We start from the raw sequence: 11,847 nt of genomic DNA, 5'->3' as shown, positions 1-11,847 counted from the left end.
GCTATCCATCTCAGCGAATACGCTGGTGGATAGCTCTTTAGTTTTGGGGAATGATAACTATAACTGAATTATTTGCGCAATCCTTTAATCCATACGCCTTGCAGCTTTAAGTCTCCATCCAGTAACAGGATGTCTGCTTGTTTACCTGCTTCAAGCGAACCTGTACGATCAGCAATGTGCAAGGATCGAGCCGGATTCAGGCTGGCCATTTGTGATGCCGCGGGAATACTTATACCCACATGTTGAACCAAGTAGCGGAAGCCTTCAATCATCGTTAGTGTGCTTCCTGCCAAAGTGACGCCATCCTCCAGTCGTGCTACACCGCCCTGCACGATCACCGGCAAATCGCCGAGCGTATAATGACCGTCTTCCAGACCAGTAGCAGACATGGCATCTGTGATGAGAATGAGATTATGATCCTGCTTTAATCTAGCGAGCAGGGAAATAGCGGCGGGATGCACATGAATGCCGTCCGCGATGATTTCTGCTTCAATGCGCGGATCAGCGAGTACGGCTCCGGCGGCTCCCGGCTTGCGATGATGCAGCGGAGTCATAGCATTAAATGCATGCACCGCATGATTCAGCCCCGCCGTCGCTGCCTGTTCAACCTCTTCATACGTAGCATCCGTATGACCGAGAGCCGCGGTAATGCCATGGCTGCACAGCCATGCAATCAGTTCCAGCGCTCCTTCCCGTTCGGGCGCAAGCGTGAGCTGGCGAACAAGGCCTGGATAGCGCTGCTCCCATTCTGCCACCCATGAGAGATTCGGTGGCACGATATGTTCTGGGTTTTGCGCTCCAGGCCAGTTCGGACTGATGAACGGCCCTTCCAGATGTACGCCCTCCAACTGAGCATAGGGCATAGGTAGTGCCATGTATGCGTGAACTTCACTCAATACCCGGTCAATCTGTTCCTTGGGCGCGGTCATGGTGGTAGCCAGCATAGCCGTCGTTCCTTGTGAACCGTGAAAGGAGGTGATCGTATCCAGCACCCTTGAACTGGAGTCCATAAAGTCCTCACCGTTACCGCCGTGAACATGAATATCAATAAAGCCTGGTAGCAGATATCCTCCTTCCAAACGCACAATGTTTGCGGTTTTCGCTGCGGTTTCTTCCTGATTTGCCAAGACTACCGCTGTCCAATCGGCGGGTAAATGCTCTTCTGAACCAGCGAATACAATGGATTGCCCCTCAATGACGACAACCCCTTTTTCAATGATGTCATTCCCAACGACGACTTGCCCATACAGTAGCTGGGGTACGTTACCACTCATTTCATTTGACTTCAATTGAACCCTCCTCCTGCTTTCTGATCCAGCAAAATAAGTGCATTGGGGTGACATTGCAGCAGAGAAGCCGGACACTCAGTCGTGACAGGTCCAGTTAAAGCCTGCTTTATAATATCAGCCTTATCCGAACCAAAAGCCACCAGTATAATTTGCTTCGCTTTAAGAATCGTGCCTACTCCCATCGTAACTGCTTGCCTGGGTACAGCATCTATATCGCCAAAAAATCGAGCATTCGCCGAGCGCGTACTTTCTTTCAAATCTACAACATGTGTGGCTCCAGTCAAGCGGTGACCAGGTTCGTTAAAGCCGATATGACCATTATGACCAATGCCAAGCAATTGCAGATCCACGGGTCCATGGTCCAAAATGGCCTGCTCGTGCGCTGCACATTCTGCTGCCAGATCCAGTGCATTCCCGTCAGGGACACGTGTATGGGATATCGGAATATCGATATGCTGGAACAAGTGCTCATTCATAAAGCTTCGATAGCTCTGCGGATGTTCTGGGGGAAGACCAACATACTCATCAAGATTCACGGAATAGGCTCGTGCAAAACTGACCTGTCCCTTGCTGTACATATCTGCAAGATGTTGGTAAATGCCAATCGGCGTACTACCGGTGGCCAGGCCAAGCATGGCCTGTGGTTTGGATAGCAGCAAGCTGGCGATCACAGCGGCGGCAGTAGCGTTCAGGTCCTCACGGCTGTTCAAAATGCGTATGTTCATCTTAGTGACCCCCTGGTTGTTTTTTGAGCTTGCTCACTTGTTGATATGAACCTTCCAATCTCGGAATATATTTGTCAAAATCTGCGCTCACCATACCTGTAAACAGAATATCTATGATATGAAGCTGGGCAATGCGGGAGGCCATATCCCCACGTCGCATTCCTTCCTCCAATGAGGAGGAAAATAGCGCAATATCCGCAAGACCTGCCAGCGTATTGTTTCCGAAGGAGGTCAGGGATAATGTCTTAGCCCCCTGTTCCTTTGCACAACGTAGAGCCGCAATGGTCTCCTGGGTTTCTCCTGAATAAGAGACGGCAAAGGCGACATCTCCTGCTCCGAGCGAGGAGGCAGAGGTAATCTGCATATGCGAATCTGCAAAGGCAGTGCTGTTCTTGCCAATACGGATGAGCTTCTGGTAAAAATCCTGTGCCACAATCGACGATGTCGCCATCCCATAGAGATCAATGCGGCTCGTGGCTGACAGCCATGCAATGGCCTGCTCCAGCTTGTCGTAATCCAGCAGTCGGGTCGTGTCCGCAATGGATGCGGTATGGTTCGCCTGAATAGCCTGCACGATTCGGGAAAGTGAATTTCCGGCGACAATATCCTGATAGGATTCTTCACCATTACGGTTGGAGTGGGACAACTCGGCGGCCAGCTTCATTTTGAAATCGGGATAGCCTTTAAAATGTAGTGATTTGCAAAACCGCGTAACGGTCGCCGCGCTCACACCACAACGCTCTGACAGCTCCCGAATACCCAAATGCAGCACATCTTCCGGGGATTGCAGGATGGATTCCGCCAGCTTGCGCTCCTGTACGGGAAGCTGCTCCAGTCTATGGGCTAATGTATGAAGAATGGGGGACATGAGCTGTGCTCCTTTGGCTGTAGAATGTTTGTGTGAAAAAAAGTATCGTATACAAGAAGAATATAAGGAAAAACATTTTCATGTGTATTGTAAAATAATTCTGCCGCTCATGCAAGAGATGTGAGGAGAATTTTTATTAGATTTTGCGAAAAAATAGCCGGCGAAAATTGTAGAAGTTATCATACATTAATTTACATATTGCGAGTTTTACTTACAAAACAACCTATTGACTTGTCTCTTCATTGGAGGAGTATAATTGAATAAAGTTCCAGTGAAGGAATTTTTCTAGGAGCTTTCTTTGCAGAGGGCATCGTTGGGTGGAACGAACAGAATCTCATTCACAAGGAGGAGTTTGCTATGCAAAGCCAAGTGATTGAAATGATCAGCGCGGTTAAGGAAGATCCTGAACTGGTCGCTAAGCTGGATGGACATTCGGACATTATTCATGATGCCGGACTGGATTCGTTGCAGTTGGTTCATTTCATGCTGCAAGTGGAGGATGCGTTTGATGTGGAGATTGATTTTGATTCCTTTGAGCTAGAGCATTTGAGCTCGGTAGATGCGTTTTGCAGCTACATTCAGGGGATCAGCGATGCGGAACAAGCGCCGCACCTGGAGGGAATGGAGACGGTCTGACGTACAGCTTGGTACATGTGCCTGAAAATCCATTAAACGAGGTGTTAGCATGCAGCCCAAAAGCAATGTGCTGATTGATGAGAAAGCGTTCAAGCTCATCAAGCGTAACCTGAAAAACGCTTCTGTATCTTACCGTAACGCCACACAGGACCCTACTTTCAAAACGGACATGCCCCAGACGATCGGCATTAAGCTGACCAACCGCTGCAACCTGAGATGTACACACTGTTTTGAATGGAACGAGGAAGGCTACCATCACCAAATGGATAAAGAAGAACAAAACATGGATCTTGCTCCGGACATGCTCCGGCAGATTTTGAGCGAAACCAAGGAAGCCAAGTCCAGACTGTACATGTGGGGCGGCGAACCGATGTTTCACCGGCGTTTTGATGAAATTTTGGACGTGCTGGCGGAAGATCGGCGAGAAATGACCTTTTGTACAAATGGATTACTTATTGATAAATATTTGGACCGGATTTTGGATTTGTCCGAAAATCTGGAGTTATTAATAGCGATTGAAGGTTTTGAAAGAGAACACGATCTAATTCGCGGTAAAGGCACCTTTCAAAAAACAATGCGGCAGATGGATAAGCTGATTGAACTGCGCGACCAGGGGTTGTACAAGGGACGGGTAACTGTCCATGCGGTCATTAACGATAACATGATCGGACGGATGTACGAATTTCTGCAAATGCTGGAGGACAAAAGGCTGGATCTGGTGCTGCTGACGTTCCCCTGGTACATTTCCAAAGAGACCTCCCTCAAAATGGATGAATATTTCACACATAATTTCTCCTGGCTCCGACAACTTGAAGAAAAAAATATTAGTAGCTGGCATGCTTTCAAATATAAAATCAACCCGGATAACATCGATCCTCTGATGCAGGAACTACAGCGGATCAATGAGCGAGTATGGAACATTCGCGTGCGCTATCAGCCCGGTTTGGATTATGAGGAAATTGATAAATTTATACATGGCGAGGAAATGGTTAGCCGTTGTTCCAATCATTGTTTGGCGCTCACCTCCAGAACAGATATTTTACCAGACGGGAAGGTCATGCCTTGCAAATTTTTCAGTGAGTTCACGATTGGAAGCATGCGTGAGCACAGTCTGAAGGAGATATGGAACTCAGATGCGTATGAGAAAACTCGTCAAAAGATTAATCATGAAGGATTGACTCCGGTGTGCTCCAAATGCAGCGTATTGTATCTGCACGGGGCAGGCTCTCTGAAATACATTTAGTTTTCTATGGATGTTGTTTGTTACTGGATGGAAGAGAGAGGGATGATGACAAGACGTGACGACTAAAACTATTAACCTTGTGGAAGCGCTTGCGCATGAACGGGATCATGGAGTCCTGATTTGGCTGTTTAATATCGGCGCAGAGCAAGTGTGGCATCCATCCCCCCGCAAGGGGGGCATGGTAGACCGGGATGAACAGCAAGTCGTAAACCGGATGGAGGAAATGAATCTCCTGCTATGTCGAAGTCAGGATGTCATTGTACTTCGGGAACAGCCGGATGAGGCGTTTCTGGACATGCTCCAACGGTTGGGCTTTAGCCTGCCGCGTATTGAGGTGCCGGAGCCTTCTGATCCGCTAACGCCGATTTCAGAGCTGGTGCTGGCGGATGAGGCGCTTTTGGCACGACTGCGCACGGTTGCAGATGCAGGCCACAGCAGCGGCGGAGCCAAAGCGTGGCTCGTCCCCTATGCGGTCACACCGCAGGAGGAAGCGATTGCGGAGCTTTGCGGGCTAGAGCTGATCGGTGCTCCATCCGCGGTCAGTGCTCAGGTGAATGATAAAATATTCAGCCGCCTGACCGCGCAAAAGCTTGGTTTTGCCGTCAGCGAAGGCGCTGTATGTGCAGACGAATCGGCGATCCGCAGGGAGTGTGCCAGACTGGCTGACTTATCGGATGGACCTGTGAAGCTGATTATCAAGCAACCGCACGGTGCCTCAGGACAAGGCATGTATATGCTGGACGAGCTGTCCAAGCTGGACACACTGCTGAGTGTGATGAAGCGTTTTGGCGGCTCGTCGCCATCTTCCGGCGGTTGGCTGGTGGAGCGCTGGCACAATAAGCAGATGGATCTGAACTACCAGCTCTGCATTGACGAGGGCGGTGGTGTGACGATGTTTTCGCTAAAAAGGCAAAACGTGGATGGCACCGTATATATCGGATCTCAAGTGCCGGCTGAGATTGGCGATGCGCTGGAGGAAGAAGTGAGACGCTGCGCTTATCAGCTGGGTACGCATCTCTATTCCATTGGGTATACGGGAATGGCCTCTATTGACGGTTTTGTTGACGAAGAAGGTTTGCTGGTTCCAGTCATTGAGATAAATGGTAGATTTACGTTGTCTACCTATATTTCGTTCCTGTCATCCGTCCTGGGAGAACAGCATAAAACATTATCCCGTTATTACCGCAACGTTACCGCTACACCTCTCACCTACAGCCGCTTGTGCGGGTTGCTCGCGGAGGAGGGCTTGCTCTATACGCCCGAACGTCCAGAAGGGGTGTTTGTGTATACGGCGGGTACATTGTCTGGTATTCCTGTGAAGCGGGGCTATGTGAACCGGATTTTCACACTTATTTTGGCAGACAGCTGGCAGGAAGCTGATGCTTATGCGCACAAATTGGAAGGTATTATTGCTGGATTAGGATGCTCATAAATTGGAGGGAATCAAGAATGAAAACAACAGATGTATACCATGTAGTACCCTTGCTGGAAAAGATTTTGAAGCTGGATTCGGGAGAGCTGGAACAGTTGACTCCGGATCAGGATCTGCGAACCTTGGGGCTGAATTCCTTATCCGCTGTGGAATTAATTGTAGAGTTGGAAAATGAGCTTGATATTACGATGGAGGACGACGATCTAGTGCTGGAGCATCTATCTACACTGCAAGGCATCGAGCGTCTGCTGGGCAAATATGCATAAGGGCGCTGAAAAGACAAGGTTGATGCAGGGATCCGATATGGAGACTCGTCATGATTCCGTTGTGGACTATGGTGCAGAAGAAGTCGCAAACGCTCTTCCAGGGAAACATTGTGTATATTCTTCCCTGCGTACCTCATTGCGGAGGTACGGGGTGAACATGGCCGAATCCGAGCTATTCATGCTGTGTGGAAGTATGTGCGCAGAGTACGGTGGAGATTTGAAGCGCTTCGGACCTGAGAAATATCCGGAGCAGCTTCAAGAAATGGCAGCCAGTGGTGGACCTGTTATTCGGGTGGAACCGTGGGTCGCTGGTGTCAGCGATGAAACCAACCTGTTGCAGGTACTCACATCGGGCTACGGTACCATGCTGCATACGTCGAGCACCGCTTTAACCTATCACGATGTATATGTGAAAAATTACCCAAGGGGCCACGTGATTGAGTTGTGCGGGTTGGACTTGCAAGAACGGACAGCACAGGTGAATGACAGCTTCCTGCTCGATTCCTCGGGACATGCCATGACTTATGTGGGCTCAGCCCGGCTCGACGATCTGATGCAGGGCATTATTGAGTATGCATGGCTGGTGGAGCAGCCTGCCCCGCTTTCGCCAAGTGAGATGCATGCTGCGTGTGCTCATCATATTCGACAGTATTTGACTGGACACGAAGCCATCTGGAGAGGCGTACCTACGTCTAATGAGTCGGAAAGTCAAACGGGGAAAGCTGTGACAGGCAAGCAGGTCAAGCGGGGAGATGAGGGGTACCGGGCATTTGTCGGTGACTTCCGTCTGTTGGCAGACATGGAGGATCAGGATTTTCGGACGTACTGTCATGAAATCTATTACAATCTGCGATTGGGCAGTGCTCTTCATTTGACGGATTATACAGCTGATTATTGCCTGCTGCATCAAGCCACGCTGGGACCACAAACACAGCATGTAATTGAATTGGCACAGGCGCTGTACGCGGATTGGCACAAGCTTAATCTGCATATTTACAAAACAGGGCTTCAATTGCGCAAGCATCGGATGCCTGAAATTACGGAACGAGCTTTGCATTTAATTGAAAGACAGCGGCATATGCTGGAGGAACTGATGATTTTAGCAGAGAAAGCAGCCGAGTAGTCCAAGCATTCGGCCGTATAAGAAACGTTCATCAGGTGTCCTGCACAGAGGAAAGAGGAGGGGAATTGATTGCCGTCCATTACATTAAAGCAATTGTCGAAAACATTTACGTACTACAAAAAGGAGCCGGGCGTGCGCAAATCGTTACAAAACTTGTTCAGGCGTGAGCAGCTGACCAAAGAGGCTGTGCAAAATGTCAGCTTTAGCATTGAGGAAGGCGAAATTGTCGGATTTCTCGGTCCAAACGGGGCGGGCAAAACAACGACGCTCAAAATGCTGTCTGGCATTCTCCATCCCACGGACGGGGAGGCATCGGTACTTGGCTTTACCCCGTGGAAACGACAAAAAGAGTTTAAACGTCAGTTTTCCATTGTAATGGGACAGAAAAACCAGCTCTGGTGGGATTTGCCTGCAAGCGAGTCATTCGAGCTGAACAAGCTTATCTATGAAATCGATGAAAACCGTTATAAAGAGGCACTAGAAGAACTGGTCACCCTGCTTGGGGTGGAGGAGCAGCTTCATGTGCAGGTTCGGCGGCTGTCTCTCGGCGAGCGTATGAAAATGGAACTGATCGCCGCGCTGCTGCATCGTCCACGGGTCATTTTGCTGGATGAGCCGACCATCGGACTGGACCTTGTTTCTCAGCGGCGGATTCGAGAGTTTTTCAAAGCCTATAACCGCACGCACCGGACAACCATCCTGCTGACAAGCCACTACATGAAGGATATTGAGGATTTGTGCAGTAGATCCATCATTATCAGCGGGGGCAGATTGGTCTATGACGGAGACTTACACAAGGTGAATGAGGTCATCGGTGCCCGTAAATTACTCAAGGTTCGACTGGAGACCCCCGTATCCAGCCTAACGTTGGCGAGCCTCGGCAAACTTCGCTCCAACTCGGAGCTGGAGGCGGTATTTGAGCTGGATGCAGAAGATACCTTGGCTTGGTCCAAAAAGATTTTGGACGCACTGCCTGTCGTTGATTTTACGATTGAGGACGTCCCGCTGGAAGAGGGGATAGCCAATTTGTACGATGGGGGCAGGCTGGCCGATGCGAAATAACAAATATGTGAAGGTACTCCAGCTTGGTATGCAAAACGAAATGGAGTATCGGGCTAATTATTGGCTCCAAATGGCGGGATTTATGCTGCCGATCATGACGCAAATTTTTCTCTGGCTAGCTGTATTTGGTTCTTCGGGACAAGCAAGAGTGCTGGGCTATTCTCTGCCAGAAATGCTGGTGTATGTGGTCATGGCGGGAGTAACTGGAAAACTGATTGCTACGGGCTTTGAATACGAAATTGCTACAGATATCAAGGAAGGTGGACTGGCAAAATTCATGGTACAGCCTGTGCATTATTTTGCTTACCGTTTTTGCCGGTTTATCGGAGGCAAAGTCATACAGTCTGCGGTCGTGCTGCTGGCGGCTGCTATTTTGCTGTTATGTCTTAGCCTGGAAGGACAAATCAGCTTCGGGCTATCGTACATCCTGCTTTACATATTGGCGTTGCCAGGGGCGCTTGTGCTTAATTTTGTGGTCTATTATGCGCTGAGCGGCATAGCCTTTTGGGTGACGGAATCGGCGGGACTATTTTATACGCTGTCGCTTGTCATTTACGTAGCTAGCGGTACCGTGTTTCCGCTGACGATTTTTGGAGATGTTTTGGCCCGTCTGTTCAGTCTGCTACCGTTCAGCTACACCGTATTTTTTCCGGTGAATGCGTTGACGGGCAAGCTGACTGTGCTGGAAGCCGCTAAAGGCATTGGCGTGCAATGGCTCTGGATTGTAGTGCTGGCGGCCCTATCACGCTGGGTGTGGCAAGCCGGGGTCAAACGCTTTGTCTCGGTGGGGGGTTAACATGAAAAATGTTTTCCGAAACGTTAGGCGCTACATCAGACTGTACTGGAAGTTTGTCCAGTTTTCCGTCATGTCGCAGATGGAATACCGCATTAATTTTATAACTGCATTTCTGGTTGAAACGGCTTATTTGCTCATCAAGCTGCTGTACGCATCGGTTCCATACCGCGCTGGGACGGATATTAATGGCTGGTCTCCTGACGCCATATTGTTATATATCGGCGTGTTTACGATGATGAGCGGATTTTATAGTGGATTGTTCTACAGTAATTTTACAAGCCTGCCTGACAAAATTCGTACCGGCTCACTGGACGTGCTCATGACTAAACCCGTATCGCTGCAATTTATGGTAACACTGCGTCAATTTGAATTGGGCTATACCGTGCCGAATGTAATTGGCGGCGGAATTATGACAGGGGTCGGCTGGCAACGACTCGGATTGCCGTTTAATTTTGAAACTGTAGGAGGGTTCTCTGTGCTGCTTGGATGCGGGGTGCTTACGGCATACTCCGTATTTTTGCTCCCTCAACTGCTAGCCTTCTGGATCATCCGCACGAACGGCGTTACGGAGCTGTCCAACAGCATTTTCGAGACAAACTATGTGCCGATGGCCGTGTACAGTAATCTGATTCAGCGTATCGGTTTGTTCGTGCTTCCGGTGTTTGTCATTTGTAATTTTCCGCCCATGTTCATTCTCGGCAAAATGGAAACCGGGTTAGTGGTATGGGCATTTCTCGCACCTCTCTGGCTGTTGGCGATCATCCGCCTGATATGGCAGTTTGCTCTACGTGATTATACGAGCGCGAGCCAGTAGCGCTACCGTGTAGTAGGCCAATAATGAAGCAGGAAAGGAAGCGAATCATATGAATGCGATACCGAATCAGCGTCATTTGTATATGGGAACGTTCGAAGCGGAGGTTTACTGGCGGGATGCCCAGTTAGCTTCCTTGCCAGCCCTGCCTGACCGGGCTTCTTCTGCGATTGTAGCAGCGATGGATGAACTGCTGTTCAGCTTTTGCCAGCCGGGAGATGCGTTATTGACCCGTTATGCCATTTCGCCCGTACATCGTCAGTATATCGCGCAGTTGGGCTTTCATCCGGCTGTCAACGAACGGGACTTGACCGATGGCATGGAGCGTGCAGGCAACGTGTCGACCGCATCAGTATTTGAACTGCTGGGCAGTCGCAAGGCCGATGCCGGAGAGGGGTTTCCTCAACTGGAAGGCTGTGTGCTTAGCCCGTTTGCGGGTTTACCGCATGTGGAGGAGGCTGCACGTGCTTGGGGAATAACACTGCATCAGCCGCCGCTGGAAACGATTCGCAAGGTAAATGCGAAAACGTATTCCTCTGATCTGAAACGCAGTCTTGGTCTGCGCAACCCGGGCTATATTGTGACTTCGTTTGCAGATGTTGCTGAGGCGGGGCGTAAGCTGCTACGGGATGGAAGCTTTTTAATCAAGGATGATTTTGGCGTATCGGGCAAAGGAAACCTGCACATTACCTCGACACAAATGCTGGACCGGATCGTATCGTATTTGCGTGGACAGGAGCGTAAAGGCAAACAGGTGCTTTTCCTTTTGGAGCCTTTTCTGGAGAAAGAGCAGGATTTTTCATGCCAATTTACGATTGGTGATGATGGAAGTGTCGATATCTTATCTGTACAATGGCTGGCTAACACTCAATTCTCCTATCGGGAATCCTTGTCGCCGGACGGGGCATTTTTGGAGCGGCTGGAGCGCGAGGGCTATTTTAGCTTGATGCAGGATGTGGGACGGCAATTGTATCAAGATGGTTATTATGGCGATGTTTGCATTGATTCCATGACACTTCGTGGTGGGAAGCTGGAGCCAATTATCGAAATTAATGCCAGAAAGTCGATGAGTTTGATCAAGCATCAGCTCGATACCTTTCTGGCCGGGAAAAATATGCGTGGCACGCTGACGAATTATTCGCTGTCCCATGATGGCAGTCTATCCTATGAAGAACTACTGGAAGGGCTGAAAGATGAAGGATTGTTGTTCACAGGTGAACGTGAAGAAGGCGTCATGCCTCTGGGTGCCAATACGTTATATGTGAACACAGGTGGACGAGATGGCGAGAACAAGATTGTGGGCCACACAAGCACGCCAAGCAGAAATGCAACCGGACGCGGAGGCAGATCATCTGCCAAGCAGGTTCGTGTAAGCGGGATTGGAGCCAGCGATGGCGGATCAGAAGGGAACGGCTTGGGTAAGCCGGACTTGAATGGTAAAAAAGAAACCGCTGGAAGCGAACGGGCACGAGGCAAGGGTCGTCTTTATTTGGAACTGGTTGCTGCGAGCGATGAGGAAAAAATGCGATTGACTACAAAGCTGGAGCGTTTTTTGGCAGAGCATCATTTTACAGTGCTGAATTAAACGGGAGGCGT

At 49.5% G+C, this 11,847-nt stretch carries 12 protein-coding genes; 9 read left to right on the top strand and 3 right to left on the bottom strand.

Annotated features, from left to right (window positions below; translation table 11 throughout):
* Positions 1 to 68: 68 nt before the first annotated feature.
* Genes nagA through ACM1ND_RS21190 form a run of 3 tightly spaced genes read right to left on the bottom strand, consistent with a single transcriptional unit; the run spans position 69 to position 2,882 of the window.
* Positions 69 to 1,289, bottom strand: a complete 1,221-nt coding sequence (gene nagA / locus ACM1ND_RS21200; RefSeq protein WP_418026540.1) for an N-acetylglucosamine-6-phosphate deacetylase — start codon at positions 1,287 to 1,289, stop codon at positions 69 to 71.
* Positions 1,286 to 2,014: a glucosamine-6-phosphate deaminase gene (gene nagB / locus ACM1ND_RS21195; protein WP_068941770.1), complete on the bottom strand. Its 729-nt coding sequence runs from the start codon at positions 2,012 to 2,014 to the stop codon at positions 1,286 to 1,288. The genes nagA and nagB overlap by 4 nt, the downstream gene beginning before the upstream one ends.
* 1 nt (position 2,015) lies before the next feature.
* A complete protein-coding gene (locus ACM1ND_RS21190; RefSeq protein WP_023990065.1) occupies positions 2,016 to 2,882 on the bottom strand; it encodes a MurR/RpiR family transcriptional regulator in 867 nt (288 codons plus the stop codon).
* Between the two features lie 357 nt (positions 2,883 to 3,239).
* On the opposite strand from ACM1ND_RS21190, the gene ACM1ND_RS21185 reads away from it, so the two are divergent.
* The 9 genes from ACM1ND_RS21185 to ACM1ND_RS21145 all read left to right on the top strand — a co-directional run bounded on the left by ACM1ND_RS21185 (position 3,240) and on the right by ACM1ND_RS21145 (position 11,836).
* On the top strand, positions 3,240 to 3,518 hold the full coding sequence (locus ACM1ND_RS21185) for an acyl carrier protein (RefSeq protein WP_013311713.1): 279 nt from the start codon (positions 3,240 to 3,242) through the stop codon (positions 3,516 to 3,518).
* Positions 3,519 to 3,567: 49 nt separating this feature from the next.
* Positions 3,568 to 4,761 (top strand): radical SAM/SPASM domain-containing protein, encoded by a 1,194-nt coding sequence (locus ACM1ND_RS21180; protein WP_023990063.1) that lies wholly within the window; start codon positions 3,568 to 3,570, stop codon positions 4,759 to 4,761.
* Positions 4,762 to 4,816: 55 nt separating this feature from the next.
* Positions 4,817 to 6,193 carry a peptide ligase PGM1-related protein gene (locus ACM1ND_RS21175; protein WP_023990062.1) on the top strand — a complete coding sequence of 459 codons (1,377 nt, stop codon included), beginning with the start codon at positions 4,817 to 4,819 and terminating at the stop codon, positions 6,191 to 6,193.
* 17 nt (positions 6,194 to 6,210) lie between these two features.
* Entirely contained in the window at positions 6,211 to 6,459 is a 249-nt protein-coding gene (locus tag ACM1ND_RS21170; RefSeq protein WP_025719468.1) for an acyl carrier protein, read from the top strand.
* A gap of 37 nt (positions 6,460 to 6,496) precedes the next feature.
* A complete protein-coding gene (locus tag ACM1ND_RS21165; RefSeq protein WP_023990060.1) occupies positions 6,497 to 7,582 on the top strand; it encodes a hypothetical protein in 1,086 nt (361 codons plus the stop codon).
* 69 nt (positions 7,583 to 7,651) lie between these two features.
* Complete coding sequence (locus ACM1ND_RS21160) at positions 7,652 to 8,644, top strand: ABC transporter ATP-binding protein (protein WP_068941768.1); 993 nt, start codon at positions 7,652 to 7,654, stop codon at positions 8,642 to 8,644.
* Complete coding sequence (locus ACM1ND_RS21155; RefSeq protein ID WP_028541504.1) at positions 8,634 to 9,440, top strand: ABC transporter permease; 807 nt, start codon at positions 8,634 to 8,636, stop codon at positions 9,438 to 9,440. The genes ACM1ND_RS21160 and ACM1ND_RS21155 overlap by 11 nt, the downstream gene beginning before the upstream one ends.
* Position 9,441: 1 nt before the next feature.
* Complete coding sequence (locus ACM1ND_RS21150; RefSeq protein ID WP_023990058.1) at positions 9,442 to 10,254, top strand: ABC transporter permease; 813 nt, start codon at positions 9,442 to 9,444, stop codon at positions 10,252 to 10,254.
* 49 nt (positions 10,255 to 10,303) lie between these two features.
* Positions 10,304 to 11,836: a hypothetical protein gene (locus ACM1ND_RS21145; RefSeq protein WP_418026539.1), complete on the top strand. Its 1,533-nt coding sequence runs from the start codon at positions 10,304 to 10,306 to the stop codon at positions 11,834 to 11,836.
* Positions 11,837 to 11,847: the final 11 nt, after the last annotated feature.

This window comes from Paenibacillus sp. JJ1722 (assembly GCF_048282685.1).
Taxonomy (GTDB): Bacteria; Bacillota; Bacilli; order Paenibacillales; family Paenibacillaceae; genus Paenibacillus; species Paenibacillus polymyxa_B.
Note: the sequence above shows the minus strand (reverse complement) of the source record. Positions and strands in the feature narration are given on the sequence as shown.